Source organism: Caballeronia sp. J97 (assembly GCF_905220305.1).
Lineage (GTDB): Bacteria > Pseudomonadota > Gammaproteobacteria > Burkholderiales > Burkholderiaceae > Caballeronia.
This window is the reverse complement of record NZ_CAJMZL010000033.1, coordinates 50,530-76,556: the sequence shown is the minus strand read 5'-3', so window position 1 is coordinate 76,556 and position 26,027 is coordinate 50,530. Positions and strand designations below refer to the sequence as shown.

At 63.3% G+C, this 26,027-nt stretch carries 23 protein-coding genes and 1 other RNA gene; 19 read left to right on the top strand and 5 right to left on the bottom strand.

From position 1 onward, the window contains the following. The first annotated feature begins 292 nt into the window (after positions 1–292). From U4Y90_RS30195 to U4Y90_RS30185, 3 genes are read left to right on the top strand one after another with little or no spacing between them, the layout of a single operon-like run. A complete protein-coding gene (locus tag U4Y90_RS30195) occupies positions 293–2,722 on the top strand; it encodes a 3-hydroxyacyl-CoA dehydrogenase/enoyl-CoA hydratase family protein (RefSeq protein ID WP_321800143.1) in 2,430 nt (809 codons plus the stop codon). A 28-nt stretch (positions 2,723–2,750) separates the two neighbouring features. After that, complete coding sequence (locus U4Y90_RS30190; protein WP_321800141.1) at positions 2,751–3,950, top strand: acetyl-CoA C-acyltransferase; 1,200 nt, start codon at positions 2,751–2,753, stop codon at positions 3,948–3,950. 55 nt (positions 3,951–4,005) lie between these two features. Next, on the top strand, positions 4,006–4,770 hold the full coding sequence (locus tag U4Y90_RS30185) for an enoyl-CoA hydratase (protein WP_321800139.1): 765 nt from the start codon (positions 4,006–4,008) through the stop codon (positions 4,768–4,770). A 15-nt stretch (positions 4,771–4,785) separates the two neighbouring features. Here U4Y90_RS30185 and fdhD read toward each other — a convergent pair whose 3' ends face one another. After that, complete coding sequence (gene fdhD / locus U4Y90_RS30180) at positions 4,786–5,613, bottom strand: formate dehydrogenase accessory sulfurtransferase FdhD (RefSeq protein WP_321800137.1); 828 nt, start codon at positions 5,611–5,613, stop codon at positions 4,786–4,788. A 190-nt stretch (positions 5,614–5,803) separates the two neighbouring features. On the opposite strand from fdhD, the gene U4Y90_RS30175 reads away from it, so the two are divergent. Both U4Y90_RS30175 and U4Y90_RS30170 read left to right on the top strand, forming a co-directional pair. Continuing rightward, positions 5,804–6,283, top strand: coding sequence for a nitrate reductase associated protein (locus U4Y90_RS30175; RefSeq protein ID WP_321800135.1), 480 nt, complete (start codon positions 5,804–5,806; stop codon positions 6,281–6,283). Positions 6,284–6,467: 184 nt separating this feature from the next. Next, positions 6,468–9,590: an EAL domain-containing protein gene (locus tag U4Y90_RS30170; RefSeq protein WP_321800133.1), complete on the top strand. Its 3,123-nt coding sequence runs from the start codon at positions 6,468–6,470 to the stop codon at positions 9,588–9,590. A gap of 10 nt (positions 9,591–9,600) precedes the next feature. Here U4Y90_RS30170 and U4Y90_RS30165 read toward each other — a convergent pair whose 3' ends face one another. After that, positions 9,601–9,996: an acyl-CoA thioesterase gene (locus U4Y90_RS30165; RefSeq protein ID WP_321800131.1), complete on the bottom strand. Its 396-nt coding sequence runs from the start codon at positions 9,994–9,996 to the stop codon at positions 9,601–9,603. A 247-nt stretch (positions 9,997–10,243) separates the two neighbouring features. Here U4Y90_RS30165 and U4Y90_RS30160 point away from each other — a divergent pair, with 247 nt between their 5' ends. Further along, positions 10,244–12,130, top strand: coding sequence for an ABC transporter ATP-binding protein/permease (locus U4Y90_RS30160; protein ID WP_321800129.1), 1,887 nt, complete (start codon positions 10,244–10,246; stop codon positions 12,128–12,130). A gap of 33 nt (positions 12,131–12,163) precedes the next feature. Here U4Y90_RS30160 and U4Y90_RS30155 read toward each other — a convergent pair whose 3' ends face one another. Then, entirely contained in the window at positions 12,164–13,552 is a 1,389-nt protein-coding gene (locus tag U4Y90_RS30155; protein ID WP_321800127.1) for an MFS transporter, read from the bottom strand. Between the two features lie 151 nt (positions 13,553–13,703). Between U4Y90_RS30155 and U4Y90_RS30150 the strand changes: the two genes are divergently transcribed. From U4Y90_RS30150 to U4Y90_RS30115, 8 genes are all read left to right on the top strand, one after another. Beyond that, positions 13,704–13,859 carry a hypothetical protein gene (locus tag U4Y90_RS30150; protein ID WP_321800126.1) on the top strand — a complete coding sequence of 52 codons (156 nt, stop codon included), beginning with the start codon at positions 13,704–13,706 and terminating at the stop codon, positions 13,857–13,859. After that, the gene (locus U4Y90_RS30145) at positions 13,850–14,821 is read left to right on the top strand and encodes a LysR family transcriptional regulator (protein ID WP_321800124.1); all 972 of its coding nucleotides are present in this window, start codon (positions 13,850–13,852) and stop codon (positions 14,819–14,821) included. Before U4Y90_RS30150 ends, U4Y90_RS30145 begins: the two co-directional genes overlap by 10 nt. 108 nt (positions 14,822–14,929) lie before the next feature. Beyond that, positions 14,930–16,243: a Glu/Leu/Phe/Val dehydrogenase gene (locus U4Y90_RS30140; protein WP_321800122.1), complete on the top strand. Its 1,314-nt coding sequence runs from the start codon at positions 14,930–14,932 to the stop codon at positions 16,241–16,243. A gap of 256 nt (positions 16,244–16,499) precedes the next feature. Beyond that, positions 16,500–17,252: a hypothetical protein gene (locus U4Y90_RS30135; RefSeq protein WP_321800120.1), complete on the top strand. Its 753-nt coding sequence runs from the start codon at positions 16,500–16,502 to the stop codon at positions 17,250–17,252. A 247-nt stretch (positions 17,253–17,499) separates the two neighbouring features. Continuing rightward, entirely contained in the window at positions 17,500–18,393 is an 894-nt protein-coding gene (locus tag U4Y90_RS30130) for a glutamate/aspartate ABC transporter substrate-binding protein (RefSeq protein ID WP_321800118.1), read from the top strand. Between the two features lie 67 nt (positions 18,394–18,460). Then, complete coding sequence (locus U4Y90_RS30125) at positions 18,461–19,201, top strand: amino acid ABC transporter permease (protein WP_321800116.1); 741 nt, start codon at positions 18,461–18,463, stop codon at positions 19,199–19,201. Continuing rightward, positions 19,201–19,878 (top strand): glutamate/aspartate ABC transporter permease GltK, encoded by a 678-nt coding sequence (gltK, locus tag U4Y90_RS30120; protein ID WP_321800115.1) that lies wholly within the window; start codon positions 19,201–19,203, stop codon positions 19,876–19,878. The genes U4Y90_RS30125 and gltK overlap by 1 nt, the downstream gene beginning before the upstream one ends. After that, positions 19,875–20,600 (top strand): amino acid ABC transporter ATP-binding protein, encoded by a 726-nt coding sequence (locus U4Y90_RS30115; RefSeq protein WP_321800113.1) that lies wholly within the window; start codon positions 19,875–19,877, stop codon positions 20,598–20,600. Before gltK ends, U4Y90_RS30115 begins: the two co-directional genes overlap by 4 nt. A 47-nt stretch (positions 20,601–20,647) precedes the next feature. Here U4Y90_RS30115 and U4Y90_RS30110 read toward each other — a convergent pair whose 3' ends face one another. Further along, on the bottom strand, positions 20,648–21,550 hold the full coding sequence (locus U4Y90_RS30110) for a class II glutamine amidotransferase (protein ID WP_321800111.1): 903 nt from the start codon (positions 21,548–21,550) through the stop codon (positions 20,648–20,650). Positions 21,551–21,731: 181 nt separating this feature from the next. On the opposite strand from U4Y90_RS30110, the gene pyrC reads away from it, so the two are divergent. The 3 genes from pyrC (at position 21,732) to rnpB (ending at position 24,052) form a co-directional block, all read left to right on the top strand. Further along, positions 21,732–22,802, top strand: coding sequence for a dihydroorotase (pyrC, locus tag U4Y90_RS30105; protein ID WP_321800109.1), 1,071 nt, complete (start codon positions 21,732–21,734; stop codon positions 22,800–22,802). A 10-nt stretch (positions 22,803–22,812) separates the two neighbouring features. Continuing rightward, the gene (locus U4Y90_RS30100) at positions 22,813–23,625 is read left to right on the top strand and encodes a DUF3025 domain-containing protein (protein WP_321800108.1); all 813 of its coding nucleotides are present in this window, start codon (positions 22,813–22,815) and stop codon (positions 23,623–23,625) included. Between the two features lie 13 nt (positions 23,626–23,638). After that, positions 23,639–24,052: RNase P RNA component class A (rnpB, locus tag U4Y90_RS30095), an RNA gene on the top strand. Positions 24,053–24,117: 65 nt separating this feature from the next. On the opposite strand, the gene U4Y90_RS30090 is transcribed toward rnpB, so the two are convergent. After that, positions 24,118–24,540, bottom strand: coding sequence for an OsmC family protein (locus U4Y90_RS30090; protein WP_321800107.1), 423 nt, complete (start codon positions 24,538–24,540; stop codon positions 24,118–24,120). Between the two features lie 596 nt (positions 24,541–25,136). Here U4Y90_RS30090 and rplM point away from each other — a divergent pair. Continuing rightward, complete coding sequence (rplM, locus tag U4Y90_RS30085) at positions 25,137–25,565, top strand: 50S ribosomal protein L13 (protein WP_008351572.1); 429 nt, start codon at positions 25,137–25,139, stop codon at positions 25,563–25,565. Between the two features lie 11 nt (positions 25,566–25,576). Continuing rightward, entirely contained in the window at positions 25,577–25,969 is a 393-nt protein-coding gene (gene rpsI / locus U4Y90_RS30080; protein WP_061117817.1) for a 30S ribosomal protein S9, read from the top strand. Positions 25,970–26,027: the final 58 nt, after the last annotated feature.

Sequence of the window (26,027 nt, the reverse complement as noted above, 5' to 3'; positions counted from 1 at the left end):
TGTGTTCTGCTTGTGAGGGCACTTGCTACGGGCGGGCCATTAGGCCAATCGCCTGTGCCGCGGCCGGTGTGGAGTACTTTGGATGGGGAGAGCTGCTTTCTTTGGTTACTTTCTTTGCAGCAGCAAAGAAAGTGACTGCCGCCCCGCACAGGGGCAGCGCCAATAGACCGACACGAATACGGGATCACGGAAACAGGATTCCACGAAAGCCCGAGCAACCGAACGAAAAAGAACCGAACGAAACAACCAAACAACCAAGCGAAGCAAATCAATCGACCCCGGAGGCTTCCCCATGAGCACCCTGAACATCAAAAAAGTCGCCGTGCTCGGCGCAGGCGTGATGGGCGCGCAGATCGCCGCGCACCTGATCAACGCCCGCGTGCCAGTCCTGCTCTTCGACCTTCCCGCAAAGGAAGGCCCGAAGAACGGCATCGCGCTGAAAGCCATCGAGAACCTGAAGAAGCTGTCCCCCGCGCCCTTCGGCGTGAAGGACGACGCCCAGTACATCGAGCCCGCGAACTACGACGACGATATCCAAAAACTGCAGGAATGCGATCTCGTGATCGAAGCCATCGCCGAGCGCATGGACTGGAAGCACGATCTCTACAAGAAGGTGTCGCCGCACATCGCCCCGCATGCGATCTTCGCGAGCAACACGTCGGGCCTGTCGATCACGGAACTGTCGAACGGTTTCTCCGACGAGCTGAAATCGCGCTTCTGCGGCGTGCATTTCTTCAATCCGCCGCGCTACATGCATCTGGTCGAGCTGATTCCGACCGCATCGACGAAACCGGAAATCCTCGATCAACTCGAAACGTTCCTGACGAGCGTGATCGGCAAGGGCGTCGTGCGCGCGAAAGACACGCCGAACTTCATCGCGAATCGCGTCGGCGTGTTTTCCATCCTCGCGGTGATCGCTGAAGCTGAAAAGTTCGGCCTGCGCTTCGACGAAGTCGACGATCTCACCGGCGCGCGCCTCGGCCGCGCAAAGTCGGCGACGTTCCGCACCGCCGATGTCGTCGGCCTCGACACGATGGCGCATGTCATCAAGACGATGCAGGACAACCTTCCCGACGATCCGTTCTTCTCCGTCTATAAAACGCCGCCGGTGCTCGAAGCACTCGTCAAGAACGGCGCACTCGGCCAGAAAACGGGCGCGGGCTTTTATCGCAAGGAAGGCAAGGCGATCAAGGTGCTCGACCCGAAGACTGCCGCTTACGTCGATGGCGGCGCGAAGGCCGACGAGCTCATCGGCCGGATACTCAAGCGTCCGCCCGCCGAGCGCTTCAAGCTCCTGCGCGAGACCGACAACAAGCAGGCGCAGTTCCTCTGGGCGATCTTCCGCGACGTGTTCCATTGCATCGCGGTGCATCTCGAATCGATCGCCGACAACGCGCGCGATGTCGATCTCGCGATCCGCTGGGGCTTCGGCTGGAACCAGGGCCCGTTCGAAAGCTGGCAGGCCGCGGGCTGGCAGCAAGTCGCGAAGTGGGTCCAGGAAGACATCGATGCAGGCAAGGCGCTCTCGAACGCACCGCTGCCCGCGTGGGTGCTCGACGGTCCCGTTGCCGAGAAGAACGGCGTGCACACGAACGAAGGCTCGTGGTCGCCGAAGTCGAAGCGCTTCGAGCCGCGCTCGACCCTGCCCGTGTACGAGAAGCAGGTGTTCCGCGCGCCGCTCGTCGGCGAGACGGGCGCCGATCCGAAGACCTCCGGCAAGACGCTTTTCGAAACGGAGAACGTGCGCGCGTGGCTCGACGACGATCAAGGCGATGTCGTGATCGTTTCGTTCAAGACGAAGATGAACACGATCGGCCCGGGCGTGATCGACGGCCTCACGCAAGCGATCGAGCTCGCTGAGAAGGCATATCGCGGCGTCGTGATCTGGCAGCCGGCGTCGCTGCAACTCGGCACGCCGGGCGGCCCGTTCTCGGCGGGCGCGAATCTCGAAGAAGCGATGCCCGCGTTCATGATGGGCGGCGCGAAAGGCATCGAGCCCTTCGTGAAGAAATTCCAGCAAGGCATGATGCGCGTGAAGTACGCGAACGTGCCCGTGGTGGCGGCGGTGTCGGGCATCGCGCTCGGCGGCGGCTGCGAATTGCTGCTGCAATCGGCGTGGCGCGTCGCGCATGTCGAAAGCTATATCGGTCTCGTCGAAGTGGGCGTCGGTCTCGTGCCGGCGGGCGGCGGTCTCAAAGAAGCGGCGCTGCGCGCGGCGGAAGCGGCGAGCGCCGCCAACGCGACGAACGATCTGCTCAAGTTCCTGCAGAAGCCGTTCGAAAACGCGGCGATGGCGAAGGTCTCGTCGTCCGCATTCGATGCCCGCGCGATGGGCTATCTGAAGCCCACCGACACGATCGTCTTCAACGTGCACGAGTTGCTCGACATCGCGAAGAAGCAGGCGCGTGCGCTCGCCGACTCGGGGTATCGACCGCCGTTGCGCGCGAAGCAGGTGCCGGTCGCGGGCCGCTCGGCGATCGCGACGATCAAGGCGTCGCTCGTGAACATGCGCGACGGGCGCTTCATCAGCGATCACGACTACCTGATCGCGAGCCGCATCGCCGAAGCGGTGTGCGGCGGCGACGTCGAAGCAGGCAGTCTCGTCGACGAAGAATGGCTGCTGGCGCTGGAGCGCCGTGCGTTCGTCGAACTGCTCGGCACGCAAAAGACGCAAGAGCGAATCATGGGCATGTTGCAGACCGGCAAGCCGGTTCGCAACTGAAGCGCGCGACATTTCGGAGCTGCAAAACATGAGCAAACAACTTCAAGACGCATATATCGTCGCGGCGAGCCGCACGCCGATCGGCAAGGCGCCGCGCGGCGTGTTCAGGAACACGCGCCCGGACGAGCTGCTCGTCCACGCGATCAGGTCGGCCGTCGCGCAGGTGCCGGGGCTCGACACGAGCGTGATCGAGGACGCGATCGTCGGATGCGCGATCCCCGAAGCCGAGCAAGGGCTGAACGTCGCGCGCATGGGTGCGTTGCTCGCGGGCTTGCCGAACAGCGTCGGCGGCGTGACGGTGAACCGCTTCTGCGCGTCGGGCCTGACCGCGCTCGCGATGGCGGCGGACCGCATCCGTGTCGGCGAAGCCGACGCGATGATCGCCGGCGGCTGCGAATCGATGAGCATGGTGCCGATGATGGGCAACAAGCCGTCGCTGTCGCCGCATATCTTCGATCGCAGCGAAGATGTCGGCATCGCGTATGGCATGGGTCTGACGGCGGAGCAGGTCGCGCAACGCTGGAAGGTGAGCCGCGAGGCGCAGGATGCGTTCGCGGTCGAGTCGCATCGCCGTGCGCTCGCGGCGCAACAGGCGGGCGAGTTCGCCGATGAAATCGCCGCTTACACGCTCAACGAGCGCTTCCCGGATCTCGCATCGGGCGAAGTGCGCGTGAACGCACGCGAGATCGCGCTCGACGAAGGTCCGCGCGCGGATACGTCCGTCGAAGGTCTCGCGAAGCTGCGTCCGGTGTTCGCGAACAAGGGCTCGGTCACGGCGGGCAACAGCTCGCAGACCTCGGACGGCGCGGGCGCGCTGATCGTCGTGTCGGAAAAGATCCTCAAGCAATTCAACCTCACGCCGCTCGCTCGTTTCGTGAGTTTCGCGGTGCGCGGCGTGCCGCCGGAGATCATGGGCATCGGGCCGAAGGAAGCGATTCCGGCGGCGTTGAAGGCCGCGGGGCTGAAGCAGGACGATCTCGACTGGATCGAACTGAACGAAGCGTTCGCGGCGCAGGCGCTCGCGGTGATGGGCGATCTCGGTCTCGACGCATCGAAGGTCAATCCGCTCGGCGGCGCGATCGCGCTCGGCCATCCGCTCGGCGCGACGGGCGCGATCCGCGCATCGACGGTCGTGCACGGCTTGCGCCGGCGCAACCTCAAGTACGGCATGGTGACCATGTGCGTCGGCACCGGCATGGGCGCGGCGGGCATCATCGAGCGGCTTTGATCCAGGAAGGTCCGCGAGTGTCGTCGCTCGCGGACCGCCATGAAGGAGACAGCAGATGGAAATTCAGATCGAACGCGCGGACGGCGTGCTGAGCATCGTGCTCAATCGTCCGGAGAAGAAGAACGCGATCACCGCGGCGATGTATCAGGAAATGGCCGACGGCCTGTATGAAGCCGAAATGGACCCGACCGTGCGCGCGGTGCTGATCCGCGCGAACGGCACGACGTTCAGCGCGGGCAACGATCTCGAGGACTTCCTGAACGATCCGCCGAAGGGATTCGACGCGCCGGTGTTCCAGTTTCTGCGGCGCATCAGCGGCTTTCCGAAGCCGATCGTCGCGGCGGTGACGGGGGCGGCCGTGGGCATCGGCACGACGATGCTGCTTCATTGCGACATCGTCTACGCGAGCCCGGGCGCGAAGTTCTCGGTGCCGTTCTCGCAACTGGGCTTGTGTCCGGAAGCGGCATCGAGCCTGTTGCTGCCGCGCACGGCGGGCTATCAGCGCGCGGCGGAAAAGCTCCTGCTCGGCGAAGCATTCGACGTGAACGAAGCGATCGGCATGGGCTTCGTGAACGGCGCGATCGATGCCGCCGAACTCGACGCCTACGCGTTCGACAAGGCGAAGCGGCTCGCGCTGCTGCCGGCGTCGTCGCTGCGCGTGACGAAATCGTTGATGAAGGGCGCGCAGGCGCACGAAGTGATCGCGCGCATGGAAGACGAAGCCGCGCACTTCTCGCGCATGCTCGTCGCGCCCGAAGCGCGCGAGGCGTTTCAGGCGTTCTTCGAGAAGCGCAAGCCGGACTTCAGCCGGTTCGAGTAGTTCGAATGCGCAGCGTCATTCGACGTCGTATTCGACGAAGCTGTTCTCGCGCGCGAAGCTGACGAGCCGCAGGCCCGCCTGCTTCGCGATCGAGATGGCGAGCGAGGTCGGCGCGGAGATCGTCGCGACCATCGGCACGCCGACGCGCGCCGACTTGCGCACGAGTTCATAGCTCGCGCGGCTCGACAGGAACACGAAACCTTGCGTCGTGTCCTCGCGACGCAGAACCAGCTGGCCGATGAGCTTGTCGAGCGCGTTGTGCCGCCCGACGTCCTCGAAGGCGTAGCGCACGGCGCCGGTTTCGTCGCACCACGCGGCGGCGTGCAGGCCGCCCGTCAGCTTCGTCAATTGCTGATGCGCGGGCAATTCGCGCGCGGCGCGTTCGATCGCATCGGGCGCGAGGCGCGCGAGAAAGCCGGTCTCCGGTACTTGCTCGGGCTGAAGATCGAGCAATTCGATGCTCTCGATGCCGCACACGCCGCATCCGGTGCGCCCCGCGAGCGCGCGGCGCTTGTCCTTGAGCGACGCGAACGCCTGCTGCACGACTTGCAGATGCACTTCGGCATGCGGCAAGACGCTGCCGTCGTCGTGGAAGGCGACCTCGATGTCGTGGATGTCGCTGCCGCGCTCGACGATGCCCTCCGTCAGCGAGAAACCCACCGCGAACGCTTCGAGATCGCGCGGCGTGCACATCATCACCGCGTGCGAGATGCCGTTGTACACGAGCGCCACGGGCCATTCCTGACCGACGTTGTCAGCGGCGATGGCGCTGTCGTTTTTGCGATGCCTGCGCACCTGGCGCTCGACGAAGCCGGGTTGGTCGTCGGTTTCGAGTTGATTCACTTCAATGCTCCTGACCGCTCACTTCGAGTAAAGTCGGGTATGTGACTTGCTGCCAATCGTTGCTGTTCGCACGCATCGTGACGTGAACAGCGGCTAGATTGCAATGGTTCCAGCCAGATCCAAGGCCCTACAATAACTTAAGCGGGCGATGCGCGTCGCGCACCTCCGCTCAATCCAACGAGGCTTCGCCATGGGACTTTACGACGCCGCCCGTCTCTTCGGATTCGAAGTCGAATCCTCTGACAATCTGCGCTTCATCCCGCTTGCCGTGCGCTTCAATCTCGACCGTTTCGGCATGCGCATCACGCTCAATGAGTGGCAGCAGCTTCCTTACGAAGATCGCGCGCTGCTCGCGCGCTTTCCGATCGAAGAGGAAGCAGGGCTCGAAAAGAATTTCGATCTCGCGCTCGAAGAGATGATGAAGACGCACGCGAACGCCGCGCCAGAGAAGATCGAGCGCGATCCTGATCCGGTCTGGATGCACGCCGACGCCGTGCCCGAAACCGTGATCCGGCAAAGCAGCCTGTCCGGCGTGAGCGCGCCGAGCCTCGATCGCTGGGGCAAGCTCGATCGCTTTCAGCGTTACGCGCTCGCGAAACTCTCGCGCAATACGGACAAGGTCAATCACGACTTCCTGCCTGCGATGAAAGAGTTCGGTCTCGTCGAGTGAGGGACGGGACGCGCAAACGTTAAGCGCGCGCTTTAATCAGATTATTTGTGAGCAAGCCCTAAATGTGGGGCGAGCGGTGCCGTTATTGGGCGTTATCCATTAATCGGGCGTGGAGCCGTTTGCCACGCCGCGCATTGTTCTCGGTGTGCGTCCGGCGCGCATCAAAGGGATAAGCCCGCTGCTCATGACTCGATTCCTCTCCAGAGGTTTGCTCGTCAACATTGCCGTGGTACTGGCCGCGCTCGGCGCCAATGCGTTCGTCGCCTGCGAACGGATCGGCGGGCTGCGCGAAAGCGACGCGCGCACGCTGCGCTCGATGAGCCTCCTTCGCGATCTCGCGGCTTATCGCAGCACGCTCGGCGAATCGCTCACGCAACTGAGCCGCTTCGAGGCGACCGGCATCGCGGAATCCGACGCGCAGCATCAGGCGCGCGAGGCCCATCTCGACGCGCTCGAAAGCGGGCTGCGCGCGCAGATCGCGATGGAGCCCGGCACGACCGGCGCATTCGATGCGCTCGCCGTCCGCGCCGCCGCGATGCGCCGCGACGCCGGTCTCGCGTTCGAGCGCGCGAAGAACGCCAGTCCCGACGCATCCCGCGCATGGGCCGACGCCGCGTTCGTCTCGCTCGGCGAAGACCAGCAAGGCGTCGACGAAGAGCTTTCGGTCCTGCGCTCGCGCATCGACGACGCGACGATCGTCGCGCTCGATCAATCCGCGCGGGCATCGAGCGGCGCGATGCTGCTGCTCGTCTTCACGATGCTCGCCGGCAGCAGCGTGCTGATCTATTTGTTCGCGAGCCACGAGCGGCAATCGCGCGAGAAGCTCGGCGTCGTGCGTGCGCGCCAGCGCAGCAACGAGCGCTTTCGCGGCATGTTCGAGGCGCATCCGGTGCCAATGTGGATCGTCGATCGCGAAACGATGCGCTTCGTCGCCGTGAATCAGGCCGCGATCGAGCACTTCGGCTTCGGCGAGCCGGAGTTCATGAACATGACATTGCGCGATCTGCATCATGCGGACGACTTCGACAGCTTCGCCGCGAGGCTCGCGCGCAGCGGCGGCGAAGTCGGCGACCGGGGCGAGCGCGCGGCATCGGGGCGGGGATCGGCGGGCGTGTGGCGCTATCGCTGCAAGGACGGGGCCATCGTCGGCGCGGACGTGTCGCATCACTCGCTGACGTATTCGAATCGCCCGGGCATTTTCATGCTGGCGAACGACGTGACCGACCGCATCCACGCGGAAGCCGAGGCGCGCCGCTCCAACGAGATGCTCGAAGCGGTCATCGACAACATTCCGCAGCGCGTGTTCTGGAAGGACCGCGAACTGCGCTATCTCGGCTGCAACAACGCGTTCGCGCGCGATGCGGGTCTCGCGTACAACGAGCAGGTCATCGGCAAGACGGATTTCGATCTGCCGTGGAGCGCGCTCGCGGACGTCGTGCGCGCGGACGACGAGGAGGTCATCGTCACGACCGTGCCGAAGATGCACCACGAGCGCGACATCGTGATGGGCGAACAGTTGCGCACCATCGTCTCGAGCAAGCTGCCGCTGCTCGACGGCGAAGGGCAGACCATCGGCGTGCTCGGTTCGTATCATGACGTCACCGATCACAAGCGCGCCGAACTCGCGCTGCGCCTGCAAAGCCGTGCGCTCGACGCGAGCGTGAACGCGATTCTGATCACGGGCGTGGTCGACGGCGCGAACGTGATCGAGTACGCGAACCCGGCGTTCAAGCGCATCACGGGATACGACCCGAGCGAGGTGATCGGCCACGACTGCCGCTTCCTGCACGGCCCGGACGGCGATCAGGAAGGGCTCACGTCGATTCGCCGCGCGCTCGCCGCGAACATGGAGGCGAGCGTCGTCGTGCGCAACTATCGCAAGGACGGCGCGCTCTTCTGGAATCAGCTTTTCGTCGCGCCCGTGCCGAACGCGCAGGGCATGACGACGCATCACATCGGCATCATCAACGACGTGACCGATCTGATGCGCTATCAGGAAGAACTGGAGTATCAGGCGAATTACGACACGCTCACGCGCCTGCCGAATCGCAATCTGCTGAAGGACCGCCTGCAACATGCGATCGAGACGGCGCGGCGGCGCGAGACGAAGATCGCCGTCGTGTTCATGGATCTCGACGGCTTCAAGAACGTCAACGACAGTCTCGGTCACAGCGTCGGCGACCGGCTGCTCGCGGTGATCGCGGAGCGGCTCGCGCGCTCGGCGCGTTCGAGCGATACGGTCGCGCGTCACGGCGGCGACGAGTTCGTCGTCGTGCTGCCCGATCTCACCGACGAAGCCGGACTCATCGCGTGGATGGAGCGCACGCGCGCGGCGATTTCAGAACCGGTGTGGCTCGACGACACCGAGTTGTACGTCGGCTGCAGCATGGGCGCGAGTCTCTATCCGCAAGACGGCGACGACGCCGAAACCGTGATGAAGAAGGCCGACATCGCGATGTATCGCGCGAAGGACATGGGCCGCAACACGTATCAGTTCTATCAGCCGGAAATGAACGCGAGCGTCGGCGCGCGCATGAATCTGGAGCGGCGCCTGCGGCGCGCGCTGCGCGATGGCGAGTTCCTGCTGCACTATCAGCCGCAGGTCGACATGACGACGCGCCAGATCGTCGGCATCGAGGCGCTGGTGCGCTGGCACGATCCGGAGCAGGGACTCGTGTCGCCGGCGTCGTTCATTCCGGTGGCGGAGGAAAGCGGCCTCATCGGGCCGCTATCGGAGTGGGTGCTGCGCGAAGCCTGCCGGCAGAACAAGGCGTGGCAGGACGCCGGATTGCCGCCGGCGCGCGTGTCGGTGAATCTGTCGGCGCGGCATTTCCAGCAGCGGGACATCGCAAGGCTCGTGACGTCCGTGCTCGAAGAGACCGGCCTCGCGCCGCGCTATCTCGAACTCGAACTTACGGAGAGCGCGATCATGCGCAATGCCGAGGAAGCGATCACGATGCTTTCCGAGCTATCGGCGCTCGGCATCGGCATCGCGATCGATGACTTCGGCACCGGCTATTCGAGCCTGTCGTATCTCAAGCGCTTTCCGGTGCATCGGCTGAAGATCGATCGCTCGTTCGTCGCGGATATCGGCTCGTCGGGCGATGACGAAACCATCACGTCGGCGATCATCGCGCTCGCGCACTCGCTGGAGTTGCAGGTGATCGCGGAGGGCGTCGAAACGCACGCGCAGCACGACTTTCTGCGCGAGCGCGATTGCGACGAAATGCAGGGCTACCTGTTCTCGCGCCCGATGCCGCACGAGGCGATCCCGGGCCTGCTGCAACAGGGCGTATTGCCCCATTGACCGTACGCTTTCAGTCGCGCGACGGCAGCACGCGCGGGCGACGGTCGCGGTCGGTCGCGACATAGGTGAGCGTCGCTTCCGTCACCTTGACGACCTCTTCGGCGAGGTTCATGCGCTGCGCCCAGACCTCGACCGCCACCGTGACGGATGTATTGCCCGTCTTCACGATATCGGCGTAGAAGCTCAGCAGGTCGCCGACGAACACCGGATGCTTGAACAGGAACGAATTCACAGCGACGGTCGCGACGCGGCCGTTCGCGCGGCGGCTCGCCGGAATGGAGCCGGCGATATCGACCTGCGCCATGATCCACCCGCCGAAAACGTCGCCGTGGACGTTCGCGTCGGCGGGCTGCGGCACGACGCGCAGCGCGACGTGCTTTTCGGGAAGATCGGGATGGTCGGTCATGGAAGGCGTTCCGGTTGGCAAGTCGGGCGGAAGGCTCGCGGGCGCGAGCGGCCTCTCGAACCTTCTGCGACAATGCATATTGATGAATGGGCCCGGCCACGCGAGGCGAAAGACCTCGTTCACGTCAGGGCCTAGAGTAAATTGTACGGGAAAGCATGCGAGAGACGTGCTCCCGCTTCGACGATAAAAACCCTCCCCACGCCGCGCCCGACTCTGTCCGCGCGACGCGCTCGAACGATACGAACTCATGCGCCGCTTCCCGAACGCAGAGCCCGGGCCCGCGCATCAAGGCCCGCGCAACGACTGGCAGACGATCCGCTCGCTGCTGCCCTATCTCACCACCTACAAATGGCGCGTCGCGTTCGCGCTGACGTGCCTGATCGGCGCGAAGGTCGCGAACCTCGGCGTGCCGATCGTGATGAAGCGGATCGTCGACGGACTCGCTTCGGTGCAGCATCTCACCGCGCTCGGACGCGCGAACGATGCACCGGGCGTCGTGCTGATCGGCGGCATCGGGCTGCTCGTGATCGCGTATGCGGCCGTGCGGCTTTCGACCTCGCTTTTCACCGAACTGCGCGAGCTGCTTTTCGCGAAGGTCACGGAAAGCGCGGTGCGCAAGCTCGCACTGCAGGTCTTTCGCCATCTGCATTCGCTGTCGCTGCGCTTTCATCTGGAGCGGCAGACGGGCGGCATGTCGCGCGATATCGAACGCGGCACGCGCGGCATTCAGCAGCTCGTGTCGTATTCGCTCTACAGTATTCTGCCGACGCTCGTCGAAGTCGGGCTCGTGATGGCCTTCTTCGTGACGAAGTACGAGGCGTACTACGCGATCGTCACGGGCACGGCGCTGGCCACCTATATCGTGTTCACGGTGAAGGTGACCGAGTGGCGCACGCATTTCCGCCGCACGATGAACGATCTCGATTCGAAGGCGAACTCGCGCGCGATCGATTCGTTGCTCAACTACGAGACCGTGAAGTACTTCGGCAACGAAGAGTGGGAAACGCGCCGTTACGACGAAAACCTCCAGCGCTATCGGGCGGCGGCGATCAAGTCGCAACGTTCGCTGTCGATGCTGAATTTCGGGCAGCAGACGATCATCGGCGTGGGGCTCGTCTTCATTCTGTGGCGCGCGACGCAGGGCGTGATGGCGGGGCGGCTGACGCTCGGCGACCTCGTGCTCATCAACACGTTCATGCTGCAGTTGTACATTCCGCTGAATTTCCTGGGCGTCGTGTATCGCGAGCTGAAGCAGGCGCTGACCGACATGGATCGCATGTTCACGCTGCTCGGCGCGGGCCGCGAAGTGCCGGATGCGCCGAACGCCCAGGCGCTCGCCGTGCGCGGCGGCGAAGTGCGCTTCGACAACGTGAGCTTCGCGTACGAGAAGGCGCGGCCAATCTTGCACGGCGTCGATTTCACGATTCCGGCAGGCACGACGACAGCCGTGGTCGGGCACAGCGGCTCGGGCAAGTCGACGCTCGGCCGGCTGCTCTTTCGCTTCTACGATCTCGATCGCGCGCAGGGCGGAAGCATTCGCATCGACGGGCAGGACATTCGCGACGTCACGCAGGATTCCCTGCGCGCGGCGATCGGCATCGTGCCCCAGGACACCGTGCTCTTTAACGATTCGATCTACTACAACATCGCGTACGGACGTCCTTCCGCGAGCCGCGAGGAAGTGATCGCGGCGGCGCGCGCGGCGCATATCCACGACTTCATCGAGGCATTGCCGGCCGGATACGACACGGCGGTCGGCGAGCGCGGGCTGAAGCTGTCGGGCGGCGAGAAGCAGCGCGTCGCCATCGCGCGCACGATGTTGAAGAACCCGCCCATTCTGATCTTCGACGAAGCCACGTCCGCGCTCGATTCGAAATCGGAGCGCGCGATCCAGCACGAGCTCGATTCGATCGCGCGCGAGCGGACGACGCTCATCATCGCGCATCGATTGTCGACGGTCGTGCATGCGCAGCAGATCATCGTGATGGATCACGGGCGCATCGTGGAGCGCGGGACGCATGCGGAGTTGCTGCGCGCGGACGGCTTGTTCGCGCAAATGTGGGCGTTGCAGCAGCAGCGGGCGGAAGCGGCGGCGCTGGATGACCAGCGGGATACGTCGACGATCGGCGAATGAAGGCGGCGCATCGCGCGCCGCCCGTTGCGCCCGTTATTCCATCGCGTGTGCGCCGCCGATCGCGACGCCTTCGTGCGCGTGCGAAGCCGTGGACGACCAGCGCAGCCACTGACCGCGCAGCAGGAACAATGCGCCGAACGCGCATGTCGCGAGCACGCCGAAGGTCGCGAAGCCCATTTGATAGCTGCCGGTGCTTTCCTTCGCGATGCCCATGATCACCGGCAGATAGAACCCGCCGATGCCGCCGGCCGCCCCCACGATCCCCGACAGCAAACCGGTCTTGCCCTTCCAGCGATGCGGCACGAGCTGGAAGGTCGAGCCGTTGCCGAGACCGAAAGCGACGTACAGGCAGATGAGGATCGCGAGGCCGCCCGCGACCGGCGGCATCCAGATCGCGAACGCGAAGTCGCCGATGGCAATCGCCGCGAGCAGCACGAGCAACGCGCGCACGCCGGTCACGCGGTCGGCGACATAGCCGCCGAACGGCCGCACGATCGCACCGAGGAACGCGAGCAGCGACATGAAAAGCCCTGCTTCGAGCTTGGGCATCTGATAGAGCGATGTCAGCAGCAGCGTCACATACGACGACATGCCGACGAATCCGCCGAAGGTGATGCTGTAGATCAGCATGATGATCCACGTATCGCGCTCGCCGAGCACCGATCGATAGCGTCGCGGCAGCACGGCGATGGCGATGAGCGCGCCGATCACCGGCAAGAGCAACACGCCTGCCTTGCCGCCCCCGAACACGCCGGCATTCACCGCGAGCACCAGGACGATCAGGCTGACGAGCGTCACCGCGAAGCTCGACAGCGCGCGCATCGTGCTGCCGGTTTTCTGGCCCGCATCGGATGCCCATGCAAACAGCGCGACGGCCGTGATCGCGAGCAACGGCAGCGCGGCGGCGGTCGATACCTGCCAGCCGAAGGCATCGGCGAGATGCGGGAACAGGAAGCCGTCGAGTACCGCGCCGATGTTGCCGGCAGCGGCGAGGCCGAGCACGAGGCCCTGCACCTTCGGCGGATAGTTGCTGCCGGCCATCGGCAGCGCGACGGCGAAGCTCGCGCCGCCCATGCCGAGAAACACGCCGAGCACGAGCAGCAAGGCATACGACGGCACGCCGGGCAGAAGCGGCAGCACGATCGCCGGAATCGACGAGAGCACCACGCCCATCAGCGCGACGCGCCGTCCATCGGTCGACTGATACAGGTTGCCGAGCGTCACGCGCAGAATGGCCGCGGCCAGCACCGGCACCGCGACGAGAAAGCCCTGCTGCGCGGCCGACATCGTCACGTCGCGGCCGATGAACGGCGCGAGCGGCCCGTACAGCACCCAGACGGTGAAACCCGTATCGAAGTAAAGGAAGCAGGCGAGCAGCGAGCGCCAGTTGCCGCTCTTGAGCGATGCGATCAGATTGGACATTGCGGGTTCCGTGTGGGCGCGCGCCATCGGATGAACACGCGACGGCCCCGAAAACTGCAAGCATCATGCCAATCGAGTGCATCTATAGCCGGTGTATCGCAGGGAGCGAGCGTGGGCGCGGGATTCGGACGCGTGCGGCGGCCCGCATGTGATGAAAGTCGAGGCGCGCATCCCCGAAAGCGACGGCACCTCGTCCGTGCGCGAGCGCATGCCGATGGTGCGCCGCGCCTTCGCGCGGTTCATGCGCCCGCTAGAATGCGTTCTTTGCCGAGAAGCGCCGCGCGCGCCGGAAAACGCATGGAACTGAAATGGCTGGAAGACTTCGTGTCGCTGGCGGAGACGCGCAGCTTCAGTCGCTCCGCTGAACTGAGGCATATCACGCAGCCCGCGTTCTCGCGGCGCATTCAGGCGCTCGAAGCGTGGCTCGGCACGGAACTCATCGACCGGTCGGTTTATCCGACGCGCCTCACGCAAGCCGGCAATGTGTTCTACGAGCAGGCGCTCGCGATGCTCTCGCAGTTTCACGAAGCGCGCACGCTCTTGCGCGGGCAGGGCGGCGCGCCGACGGCGACCATCGAGTTCGCCGTGCCGCATACGCTTTCGCTCACGTATTTTCCGCGCTGGCTCGAACACATCGAGGCGCGCCTCGGACGCATCCGCACACGGCTGCGCGCGCTCAACGTGCACGATGCGGTGCTGTCGCTCGTCGAAGGCGGCTGCGATCTCGTGATGGGCTATCACCATCCGAGTCATCCGGTCGCGCTCGATCCCGCGCGCTACGACATGCTCACGCTCGGCGCCGAGCCGATCAGCCCGTTCTCCGCCGTGACCAAAGGCGGACGCGCGCGCTTCACGCTGCCCGCGACGGCCGAATCACCCGTGCCGTATCTGTCGTACACGCCGAATGCCTATCTCGGCCGCATGACGGAAGTCATCATCGCGACTGCGCCCACGCGGCTATATCTCGACAAAGTCTATGAAACCGACATGGCCGAGGGCCTGAAAGCGATGGCGCTCGCCGGTCACGGCGTCGCGTTCCTGCCGCACAGCGCCGTGGAGGATGCGGTGGAAGAAGGGCGGCTCATTCGCCTCGATCGCGGCACGCGCGGCACGCCCGCCGGCCAGTTCACGCTGACGATGGAAATCCGCCTTTATCGCGACAAGCTCGCGGCGCTCGGCGAAGAGCCGCGTCAGGCGCTGATGCGCGCGCTGTGGGATGCAGTCGGTGAGGAATTGCTCAAGGCATCGTCGGAAAGCCCCGCGGCGTAAGGCTTTGCGACGTTATGCAGGATTTGCATGATGGGATAAGGAAACGGCATTGGATTTGGAAACGGCGTTTTTCGACAATGAGCGCATTCCTTCACCGCTGGAGCATCAATGTCTGCCTCGAAGCAACCTGTGCAAGCGCCGGACGCAAAACACGCCATCCCGTCGTATCTCCACGCCGATGATCTCGGTCCCTGGGGAAACTATCTGCAACAGGTCGATCGCGTTGCCCCGTATCTCGGTTCCCTCTCCCGCTGGCTCGAAACCCTCAAGCGCCCGAAGCGCATTCTCATCGTCGATTGCCCGATCGAGCTCGATAACGGCACCGTCGCGCATTTCGAAGGCTATCGCGTGCAGCACAATACGTCGCGCGGTCCCGGCAAGGGCGGCGTGCGTTACCACCAGGATGTGACGCTCTCCGAAGTGATGGCGCTGTCCGCGTGGATGTCGGTGAAGAACGCGGCCGTGAACGTGCCGTACGGCGGCGCGAAGGGCGGCATCCGCGTCGATCCGCGCACGCTGTCGCGCGGCGAGCTCGAACGCGTGACGCGTCGCTATACCAGCGAGATCGGCATCATCATCGGGCCGAACACGGATATTCCCGCGCCGGACGTGAACACGAACGAGCAGATCATGGCGTGGATGATGGACACCTACTCCATGAACCAGGGGCAGACGGCGACGGGTGTCGTGACCGGCAAGCCGATCTCGCTCGGCGGCTCGCTCGGCCGCAAGGAAGCGACGGGTCGCGGCGTGTTCGTCGTCGGCACGGAAGCGGCGCGGCGCATCGGCATGGAAATCGAAGGTGCGCGCATCGCGGTGCAGGGCTTCGGCAACGTGGGCGGCATCGCAGCCAAGCTGTTCCAGGAAGCGGGCGCGAAGGTCATCGCCGTGCAGGATCACACGGGCACGATCCATAACTCGAAGGGCATCGATACCGTCGCGCTGCTCGATCACGTCGCGAAGAACGGCGGCGTCGGCGGCTTCGCCGGTGCGGATCCGGTGCAGGCGGACGAGTTCTGGATGATCGAAAGCGACATCCTGATTCCGGCCGCGCTGGAAAACCAGATCACCGAAAAGAACGCATCGAAGATCCGCACGAAGATCGTCGTCGAAGGCGCGAACGGCCCGACCACGACCGCGGCGGACGACATCCTGAACGACAAGGGCATCCTCGTGATTCCGGACGTGATCGCGAATGCCGGCGGCGTGACCGTGTCGTACTTCGAATGGGTGCAGGACTTCTCGAGCTTCTTCTGGACCGAGGACGAAATCAACCAGCGTCTCGAGCGCGTGATGCGCGAAGCGTTCGCGGGCGTCTGGCAAGTGGCGAGCGAGCATCAGGTTTCGGTGCGCACGGCGGCGTTCATCGTTGCGTGTACGCGGATTCTGCAGGCGCGCGAGATGCGCGGCCTCTATCCCTGATCCTATCGGCTGCGTGCGAGCGTGATTGAGCGCGTGGCTCGCGAGAGCCACGCGCTTGTTTGCATTCGCGCTGTCCGAAGCAATCGCCAAAATGCGAGTCATGCTGACGATCCACAATTACTGACATTTCGTTTTCCTTAGTTTCCCTATACTCCGCGCAAGTTTGCAAGTTTCCCAGCGATCCATTCAACCGGATGCCGATCGGGGGAAGAGCTTGCTCCTCGACAAGGGAGCGTGAACTGGAGGAAGAGAAGAAATGAAGAAGATCGTCGTATCGAGCGTTCTGGCTGCACTCGTGCTTTCCGCGTGCGGCGGTGGCGGCGGCAGCAGTGACGACAAAACCGCGAACAACGCGGTGGTTCCGTCGGGCAACTTCGATGCGCAAGGCATGTACATGGGCACCGACTCGAACAACGACACGGTCACCGGCGTCGTGCTGGACAACGGGACGTACTACTTCGTGTACGTGAATCAGGCAACGAACGCGCTCGGTCTCGTTCAGGGAACGGCAACGGCGTCCAATGGCGTGTTCAACTCCGCTGACGCCACGGACTTCGAGGTGACCCGCAGCGCCGCGAGGCACGGATCGATCACGGCCAATTACGTTCCGCAATCGAGTCTGAACGGCACGTTCACCTCAGCGGCCAATGGCAGCGCGTCGTTCACGACCGCATACAGCACCGTCTACGATCAGACGCCGAGCCTCTCTGCGATCGCGGGAACATACACCGGCGCGGGTGCAACGTTTCGTGGCAGCGAGACCGTCACGTTCGCGATCGACACCGACGGCACAGTGCGCGGATCGGGGCCCAGCGGCTGCTCGTTCTCGGGCAGAGTAAAGATTCACGGCACGAAGAACGTCTATGACACGGCAATCACCTTCGGCGACACGTGTCCGAATCAAGGCCAGACTTTCACGGGTGTCGTCAGCGTCAATGGCAATGCGCTGATCGCGGCGGCTATGCACGCGGATCGCACTGAAGCATTCGTTGTTGCGGCAAGCAAATAAATCGCTTGGCAGGCACGCGAATCGCTAACGGCGATCCGCGTTTGGTCCCTGCACGATCGACGGGAGATATTCATAAGAATGTCTCCCGCTTTTGCTTGAAACTGCTCTAAACTGCGCGTCGCAACCGGGTTGCACATCGGTTCAGAAAGCCGTCTCTAAAATAAGACGGTCGTGGGTTAACAATCATTCTTTCAGAATAATTACCCTGCTAAACTTGCCCCGATTTTTGCCACAGGAGATCGAACACATGAAGATTAAAAAGGCCGCGCTGCTCGTCGCCGCGCTCGGGTTTCTCGCCACCGGCGCGTACGCCCAGGATGCAGGCACGCTGAAGAAGATCAAGGACACGGGTGTGATCTCGCTGGGGCATCGCGAATCGTCCATTCCGTTTTCCTACTATGACGACAAGCAAAACGTCGTCGGCTACTCGCACGAGTTCGCGCTGAAGGTCGTGGAAGCGGTCAAGCAGAAGCTCGGCACGCCGGATCTGAAGGTGAAGCTCACGCCGGTCACGTCGCAGAACCGTATTCCGCTCGTGCAGAACGGCACGGTCGACCTCGAATGCGGCTCGACGACGAACAACACCGAGCGCCAGCAGCAAGTGGCCTTTTCGAACACGATCTTCGTGATCGGCACGCGCCTCATGACCAAGAAGGATTCGGGCGTGAAGGACTGGGCCGACCTGAAGGGCAAGACGGTGGTGACGACCGCCGGCACCACGTCCGAACGCCTGCTTCGCAAGATGAATCAGGAAAAGAACATGGGCATGAACATCATCAGCGCGAAGGATCATGGCGAATCGTTCCTGACGCTGTCGACGGGCCGCGCCGTCGCGTTCATGATGGACGATGCACTGCTCGCCGGCGAGCGCGCCAAGTCGAACACGCCGAACGATTTCGTGATCGTCGGCGCACCGCAGTCGCATGAAGCGTACGGCTGCATGATGCGCAAGAACGATCCGGAGTTCAAGAAGGTCGTCGACGACGCGATCGCCAAGGTCGAAACGTCGGGCGAAGCGGACAAGATCTACAAGAAGTGGTTCGAAAGCCCGATCCCGCCGAAGGGTCTCAACCTCAACTTCCCCGAAAGTGACGACATGAAGGCTCTCTACAAGAGCCCGAATGACAAGGCAATCGACTAACCGGTTCGAGCATCGAACGAACTAAACGGAAGGAGCTTGCTTCTTCCGTTTTTTTTGGAGTGAGTCCATGTCTTATCACTGGAACTGGGGCATTCTGCTGAGTCCGGTTTCCACCGGCGAGCCCACCACCTATCTCGGCTGGTTGATCTCCGGCTTCTGGGTGACGATCACCGTGTCGCTCGCGGCCTGGGTGATCGCGCTCGTGGTCGGCTCGTTGTTCGGCATCTTGCGCACGGTCCCGAATCGCACGCTGGCGGGTATCGGCACCGTCTACGTCGCGATCTTCCGCAATATTCCGCTGATCGTGCAGTTCTTCGTCTGGTATCTCGTGATACCGGAACTGCTGCCGCCTTCCATGGGCAACTGGTTCAAGCAACTGCCGCCCACGGCGCAGTTCTTTTCGTCGTCGATCATCTGTCTCGGGCTCTTCACCGGCGCGCGCGTGTGCGAGCAGGTGCGCTCGGGCATCAACGCGCTGCCGCGCGGACAGCGCAACGCGGGTCTCGCGATGGGCTTCACGCAATGGCAGACGTATCGCTACGTGCTGATGCCGGTCGCGTACCGCATCATCGTGCCGCCGCTCACGTCCGAGTTCCTCAACGTGTTCAAGAACTCGGCGGTCGCGTCGACCATCGGTCTGCTGGATCTGTCCGCGCAGGCACGCCAGCTCGTCGACTACACGGCGCAGACGTATGAATCGTTCATCGCGGTGACGATCGCCTACATGCTCATCAACCTCGTCGTGATGTTGTTGATGCGCTGGGTGGAAGCGAAAACCCGCCTGCCCGGCTACATCGGAGGCAAGTAATGCATCAGTTCAACTGGAGTGGCGTGCTCGGGTCGTGGCCCACGCTGATGACGGGCGCCAAGATCACGCTGCAGATCACCTTGCTCGCTATCGTGGTCGGCATCATCTGGGGCACCGTGCTCGCGCTGTTCCGCCTTTCGGGCGTGAAGCCGCTGCAATGGTTCGCGGGCGCGTACGTCACGCTGTTCCGCTCGATCCCGCTCGTGATGGTGCTGCTGTGGTTCTTCCTGATCGTGCCGCAGGTGCTGCAAAACGTGCTGGGGCTGTCGGCTGACATCGACATTCGTCTCGCCTCGGCGATGGTCGCGTTCTCGCTGTTCGAAGCCGCGTACTATTCGGAAATCATCCGCGCCGGCATTCAGGCGGTGCCGCGCGGCCAAGTGAACGCGGCGTTCGCGCTCGGCATGACCTACGCCCAGGCGATGAAGCTCGTCGTGCTGCCGCAAGCGTTCCGCGCGATGGTGCCGCTCTTGCTCACGCAGGCGATCGTCCTGTTTCAGGATACGTCGCTCGTCTATGTCATCAGTCTCGCGGACTTCTTCCGCACGGCGACGAACATCGGGGATCGCGACGGCACGTCCGTCGAAATGGTCCTGTTCGCGGGCGCATGCTACTTCGTGATCTGCGTGGTGGCGTCGGCCCTCGTCAAAAGTCTTCAGAAAAAGGTCGCAAGATGATCTCTATCAAGAATGTTTCCAAGTGGTACGGGCAGTTCCAGGTGTTGACCGACTGCACGACCGAAGTGAAGAAGGGCGAGGTCGTCGTGGTGTGCGGCCCGTCGGGTTCGGGCAAGTCGACGCTCATCAAGACCGTGAATGGCCTCGAACCGTTCCAGAAGGGCGATATCACGATCAACGGGCAGTCGCTGACGGACAAGAAAACCAACTTGTCGAAGCTGCGCTCGAAGGTCGGCATGGTGTTTCAGCACTTCGAGCTGTTTCCGCATCTGACGATCACGCAGAATCTGACGCTCGCGCAGATCAAGGTGCTCGGCCGCTCCAACGACGAAGCCATGCAAAAGGGTTTGAAGCTGCTGGATCGCGTCGGCCTGCGCGCGCATGCGGACAAGTTTCCGGGCCAGTTGTCGGGCGGTCAGCAGCAGCGCGTGGCGATTGCGCGCGCGCTGTCGATGGACCCGATCGCGATGCTGTTCGACGAGCCGACATCCGCGCTCGACCCGGAGATGATCAACGAGGTGCTCGACGTGATGGTGGAGCTCGCGCAGGAAGGCATGACCATGATGTGCGTGACGCACGAAATGGGCTTCGCGAAGAAAGTGGCGAACCGCGTGATCTTCATGGACCGCGGGCTCATCGTCGAGGACGATCAGAAGGAAGCGTTCTTCGAGAATCCGAAGTCGGATCGCGCGAAGGACTTTCTGGCGAAGATCCTGCACTGATTCCGCTGTGAACGAAAACGGCGCTTCCGAAAAGAAGCGCCGTTTTTTTATTCGATCCCCAGTTCCGACTCCACGGCCGCCGTCGTCTGAATCTCGCCGATTTTCAGCGCCGACCCGACGCACGCCTTCGCGAGCGGCTCGGCCGCCTTCTTCGCGACGTCCTCGGGCACCGGAATATTCACCGTGCGGGCGAGGTCGCCGCACTGGAACATCGCGAGATCGCCGGGGGCGAAGCGCGTCCAGATTTCATTGTCGGTGAGCGGCGACGTGGCGATCACGGCGACGCGGTCTTCCGGCGTCGTGTACTTGGCGAAATCGATCGACATGTCCGCGTCGATCAGATGCGCCGTCGAAAACGGCCAGCTACGCACCAGATAGTACAAATGCGTCGAGCAGTGCGAGAAGAGCGCCTGCCCGTTCGACATCAGGAAATTAAAGACGCCGTATTGCGTGATGCCGCGCGTGAGTTCGGCGAGCGCATCGAAAAGCTCTTCGAGCGGCGGCTGTGAGCACGGAAAAGCGCGGCGCAGACCTTGCAGCAGTGTGCAGAATGCGAGCTCGCTGTCCGTCGTGCCGACCGGCTGGTACACACCGGTGAGTTCGGGCGAATGGCCTTTGAGATCGCCGTTGTGCGCGAAGATCCAGTGCCGGCCCCACAACTCGCGCATGAACGGATGGCAGTTCTCGAGCAGGATGTGCCCCTGCGTCGCCTTGCGGATATGCGCGATCGTGTTCTTCGACTTGATCGGATAACGCTTGACCATGTCCGCGAGCGGCGAACTGGCCGACGACTGATGATCGATGAACAGCCGGCAGGCCTTGTCCTCGAAGAATGCGATGCCCCAGCCGTCGGCATGATGATCAGTGACGCCGCCGCGCGCCGCGAAACCGGTGAACGAGAACGTCACGTCGGTCGGTTCGGCGCAGTTCATTCCGAGAAGTTGGCACATGATGCTGGGGCGGGCGGCTTGTGGCCTGTTGTTACAATACGTCCGACAAGCATATCACCGAGGCCGAGCCGAAAAAAACGCGCATCCGCTCACAAACGCGCGCGTTGTGGAATTTCCACGGCGATTTTTTCCTCTCCTTGCGTGGACTTGCGACATTCCAACGTTTCCCCGTCATCACGCCATGTCCGCTACCTCATCCTCGCCCAATTCGCTCACGATCGCGCGCCCCGACGACTGGCATCTGCACGTGCGCGACGGCGCGACGCTCGCGGCCGTCCTGCCGCACACGGCGCGCCAGTTCGGCCGGGCGATCATCATGCCGAACCTGAAGCCGCCCGTGACGACGACGGAGATGGCCGCGGCTTACCGCGAGCGCATCCTGGCCGCGCTGCCGAAAGAGGGCGCCGGCGCGCGCTTCGAGCCGCTGATGACGCTCTATCTCACCGACAACACGCCGCCCGACGAAATCCGCCGCGCCAAGGCGAGCGGCTTCGTGCATGGCGTGAAGCTGTATCCGGCGGGCGCGACGACCAATTCCGACGCGGGCGTGACGGATCTCGGAAAGTGCGCGACGACGCTCGAAGCGATGCAGGAATCGGGCATGCCGCTTTTGGTGCACGGCGAAGTGACCGATGGCGACATCGACGTTTTCGATCGCGAGAAAGTGTTCATCGATCGCGTGATGACGCCGCTGCGCCGCGATTTTCCGGCGCTGAAGGTCGTGTTCGAGCACATCACGACCAAGGATGCGGCGGACTACGTGCGCGAGGCCGAAGGACCGATCGGGGCAACGATCACCGCGCATCATCTGCTCTACAACCGCAACATCATGCTGGTCGGCGGGATGCGCCCGCATTATTACTGCCTGCCGGTATTGAAGCGCGAGACGCATCGCGTGGCGCTGGTCGAGGCGGCGACGTCGGGCAATCCGCGCTATTTCCTCGGCACGGACAGCGCGCCGCATCCGAAAGGACTGAAGGAGCATGCGTGCGGCTGCGCGGGCTGCTACACGGCGCTGCATGCGCTCGAGCTCTACGCCGAAACCTTCGACAAGGCCGGTGCACTCGACAAGCTGGAAGGCTTCGCGAGCTTCCACGGCGCGGACTTCTACGGTCTGCCGCGCAGCAAGGAATCGGTGACCCTCGAACGCGGATCGTGGACGCTGCCCGCCGAATTCACCGCGGGCGACACGACGATCGTCCCGCTGCGCGGCGGCGAGTCGATCAACTGGCGCTTCGCGGACGCACACTAAGCACGCGAACGTGAGCGCGGGTTTCGCCGATATCGACTGGGCGCGGCCGTGGCTCGCGTCCATCGAAGCGCGCGGCAGGCGCTGGCAGACGGCGGCACTTGTCGGGTATGACGAATATCTCGCGGTATTGAACGAAGACGCGGCGGCGGCCTCGCCTGTCACGGGGCGGGGCAAGCCGCTCGCGTTCATCGCGCAGGAAGAACTGCCGGCCGGCGCTTCTTACGAAGGTCACATCGCGCAGACGGGCCGCGTGCCGACGCGCCACAATCTCCACGATTTCTTCAATGGCTCGATGTGGTTCGCGTATCCGCGCATCAAGGCGGCGCTCAACGCGCGACAGGCCGAGCAGATCGATGCGCTCGGCATCGGCCCGACGCGCGGCGGCGTGCGCGACGCACTCACGCTCTTCGACGAGAACGCTGTGCTTTTCGCATGCGCCGATGCATCGCTTGCCGACGCGCTGCGCGGCTTCGGCTGGCGCACCCTGTTCGCCGACGAGCGCACGGCGTGGGGCACGCGCTGCGAGGCCCGCATCTTCGGACACGCGTTGCTGGAGAAACTCGTCGCGCCGTACAAGGCTTGCACGGGACACGCATGGATCGTCGACGTTCCCGCCGACTATTTCTCGCTCGACGATGCCGCGCGCCGCGCGCTGCTCGACGAACGTGTAGCGCAACGCCTGAGCGCCGGTCCGCTCGACAGCCGCGCCTTCGCGCCGCTGCCCGTTCTGGGCGTGCCGGGCTGGTGGGAGGCGAACGCATTGCACGATTTCTATGACGACGTTTCCGTGTTTCGCCCCGGCCGCCGATTCCGCGGATGTTAAAATCGTAAGTTGCAAAGCGGGCCAGGCAATCGCGGCTTCGACGGTTTCGGCCGGAGAGGGCGAGGAAAGTCCGGACTCCACAGGGCAGGGTGATGGCTAACGGCCATCCGTGGCAACACGCGGAACAGGGCAACAGAAAGCAAACCGCCGATGGCTTCGGGCGCAAGTCCGGAGATCAGGTAAGGGTGAAACGGTGCGGTAAGAGCGCACCGCGGACGTCGCGAGACGTTCCGGCACGGTAACCTCCACCCGGAGCAATTCCAAATAGGCAGGCGTGCATCCTCGCGATGCAGGACGGGGCCCCCGTTCGTCTGCGGGTAGGAAGCTTGAGCGCGTCAGCAATGGCGCGTCTAGAGGAATGATTGCCACGCGCGTCTGCTTTCGGGCGGCGCGTGCACAGAATCCGGCTTATCGGCCCGCTTTGTAATCGTTCAAAAGAGAAGAGCCGGCGTCTCGCGACGTCGGCTCTTTTCGTTTCGGCTTGCGAGCGGCTTACGCTTCGACGATGTCGAACGAATGCGTGAGCTCCGCCGTCTTCGCGAGCATGATCGACGCCGAGCAGTACTTGTCGTGCGACAGATTGATCGCGCGCTCGACGGTCGCCGGGTTCAGGTTCTTGCCGGTCACGGTGAAGTGAAAGTGGATCTTCGTGAAAATCTTCGGGTCTTCGCTCGCGCGGTCGGCCTTCAACGTGACCGAGCAGCCCTGGATTTCCTGCCGGCTTTTCTTCAGGATCATCACGACGTCGTAGGCCGTGCAGCCGCCGGTGCCGAGCAGCACCATTTCCATCGGGCGCGGCGCGAGATTGCGGCCGCCGCCTTCCGGCGCGCCATCCATATTGACGAGGTGGCCGCTTCCTGTTTCCGCGGCGAAGGCCATGCCGTCTTGTCCCATCCAGCTAACTTTGCATTCCATGCTCAGGCTCCAGCTGCTCAGCGCTTCGTTATACAGAGGCTTCATTGTAGCGGTTCAAGGATTTTCCATAGGTCGCTGCTTACGAGCATCTACCGGTTGACGAAGCGAAAATCGACGTGGCGCTTCCTTCGACGACGATGAAGGCCTCAGTCGAGGAGGACTTCTAACGCGACCAATCGCCGAAGCTATGGCTGATTATTTTGATAAGCGATTGAATTTAATGAATAATTTATCGGCGAGTGGATCGATGTGAAATTTCAAATTATGAGATTCGCTTTCACCATGCAAATCTTCTTGCCTTGCAGCATGACCGTGCCTATACTCGTTCCTGTCTCCTCCACCTCCTCCTTTGGTGGATTAAGCCCGAGCCAAGTTGCTCGGGCTTTTTTTCGTCCATCGCGCCGGCAGACGCAAATCTTTGACGCGGGCGCCACATTCCCTTTATAATTCAAAGTTCTCTTCGCCACACGCCCGCGGAGAGAGGCTTGTGAGAGCCTGCACGCGTCGGGTTTTGCTGCTTTTGGCTACCTGAGCGCTCATATAAGCAGGGCCGAACAAGGCACAGTTCAAGGGCAATTCAAATTTTTGGATCGATCATGAAGACGTTTTCCGCAAAAGCCGAAGAGGTGACGCGCGAATGGTACGTGATTGACGCGACGGATAAGGTTCTCGGCCGTGTCGCCAGCGAAGTGGCACGCCGTCTTCGCGGCAAACACAAGCCTGAATTCACTCCGCACGTCGACACCGGTGATTTCATCATCGTCGTCAATGCCGGCAAGCTGAAGGTCACCGGCAACAAGACCACGGACAAGAAGTACTATCGTCACTCGGGCTACCCGGGCGGCATCTACGAAACGACGTTCGGCAAGATGCAAGAGCGTTTCCCGGGCCGCGCGCTCGAGAAGGCTGTCAAGGGCATGCTTCCGAAGGGTCCGCTCGGCTACGCGATGATCAAGAAGCTGAAGGTCTACGCCGAAGCAACGCATCCGCACACGGCTCAACAGCCTAAAGCGCTCGAGATCTAAGGGGAGCCCACATGATCGGTAACTGGAACTACGGTACGGGCCGCCGCAAGAGCGCCGTCGCTCGTGTCTTCATCAAGTCGGGCAAGGGCGACATCGTCGTCAACGGCAAGCCCATCGCCGACTACTTCTCGCGTGAAACGTCGCTGATGATCGTGCGCCAGCCGCTCGAACTCACGAACCACGGCACCACGTTCGACATCAAGGTCAACGTGTCGGGCGGCGGTGAAACGGGTCAGGCCGGTGCGGTTCGCCACGGCATCACCCGCGCGCTGATGGACTACGACGCAACGCTCAAGTCGCAACTGTCGAACGCTGGCTTCGTCACCCGCGACGCGCGTGAAGTGGAACGTAAGAAGGTCGGTTTCCACAAGGCACGCCGCCGCAAGCAGTTCTCGAAGCGTTAAGCGCTTCTCGCCGGGCCGGTTCCGGCGAAGCTGCGAAAGCCGCCCGCACTTTCATGTG

What these genes read in the sequence shown, in the direction of transcription:
- gltK (WP_321800115.1), top strand. Translation starts at nt 19,201, where the DNA reads ATGCATCAGTTCAACTGGAGTGGCGTGCTCGGGTCGTGGCCCACGCTG.
- U4Y90_RS30195 (WP_321800143.1), top strand. Translation starts at nt 293, where the DNA reads ATGAGCACCCTGAACATCAAAAAAGTCGCCGTGCTCGGCGCAGGCGTG.
- U4Y90_RS30145 (WP_321800124.1), top strand. Translation starts at nt 13,850, where the DNA reads ATGGAACTGAAATGGCTGGAAGACTTCGTGTCGCTGGCGGAGACGCGC.
- U4Y90_RS30175 (WP_321800135.1), top strand. Translation starts at nt 5,804, where the DNA reads ATGGGACTTTACGACGCCGCCCGTCTCTTCGGATTCGAAGTCGAATCC.
- U4Y90_RS30115 (WP_321800113.1), top strand. Translation starts at nt 19,875, where the DNA reads ATGATCTCTATCAAGAATGTTTCCAAGTGGTACGGGCAGTTCCAGGTG.
- pyrC (WP_321800109.1), top strand. Translation starts at nt 21,732, where the DNA reads ATGTCCGCTACCTCATCCTCGCCCAATTCGCTCACGATCGCGCGCCCC.
- U4Y90_RS30090 (WP_321800107.1), bottom strand. Translation starts at nt 24,540, where the DNA reads ATGGAATGCAAAGTTAGCTGGATGGGACAAGACGGCATGGCCTTCGCC.
- U4Y90_RS30135 (WP_321800120.1), top strand. Translation starts at nt 16,500, where the DNA reads ATGAAGAAGATCGTCGTATCGAGCGTTCTGGCTGCACTCGTGCTTTCC.
- rpsI (WP_061117817.1), top strand. Translation starts at nt 25,577, where the DNA reads ATGATCGGTAACTGGAACTACGGTACGGGCCGCCGCAAGAGCGCCGTC.
- U4Y90_RS30170 (WP_321800133.1), top strand. Translation starts at nt 6,468, where the DNA reads ATGACTCGATTCCTCTCCAGAGGTTTGCTCGTCAACATTGCCGTGGTA.
- U4Y90_RS30130 (WP_321800118.1), top strand. Translation starts at nt 17,500, where the DNA reads ATGAAGATTAAAAAGGCCGCGCTGCTCGTCGCCGCGCTCGGGTTTCTC.
- U4Y90_RS30165 (WP_321800131.1), bottom strand. Translation starts at nt 9,996, where the DNA reads ATGACCGACCATCCCGATCTTCCCGAAAAGCACGTCGCGCTGCGCGTC.
- U4Y90_RS30125 (WP_321800116.1), top strand. Translation starts at nt 18,461, where the DNA reads ATGTCTTATCACTGGAACTGGGGCATTCTGCTGAGTCCGGTTTCCACC.
- U4Y90_RS30160 (WP_321800129.1), top strand. Translation starts at nt 10,244, where the DNA reads ATGCGCCGCTTCCCGAACGCAGAGCCCGGGCCCGCGCATCAAGGCCCG.
- U4Y90_RS30155 (WP_321800127.1), bottom strand. Translation starts at nt 13,552, where the DNA reads ATGTCCAATCTGATCGCATCGCTCAAGAGCGGCAACTGGCGCTCGCTG.
- U4Y90_RS30190 (WP_321800141.1), top strand. Translation starts at nt 2,751, where the DNA reads ATGAGCAAACAACTTCAAGACGCATATATCGTCGCGGCGAGCCGCACG.
- U4Y90_RS30150 (WP_321800126.1), top strand. Translation starts at nt 13,704, where the DNA reads ATGAAAGTCGAGGCGCGCATCCCCGAAAGCGACGGCACCTCGTCCGTG.
- rplM (WP_008351572.1), top strand. Translation starts at nt 25,137, where the DNA reads ATGAAGACGTTTTCCGCAAAAGCCGAAGAGGTGACGCGCGAATGGTAC.
- U4Y90_RS30110 (WP_321800111.1), bottom strand. Translation starts at nt 21,550, where the DNA reads ATGTGCCAACTTCTCGGAATGAACTGCGCCGAACCGACCGACGTGACG.
- U4Y90_RS30185 (WP_321800139.1), top strand. Translation starts at nt 4,006, where the DNA reads ATGGAAATTCAGATCGAACGCGCGGACGGCGTGCTGAGCATCGTGCTC.
- U4Y90_RS30140 (WP_321800122.1), top strand. Translation starts at nt 14,930, where the DNA reads ATGTCTGCCTCGAAGCAACCTGTGCAAGCGCCGGACGCAAAACACGCC.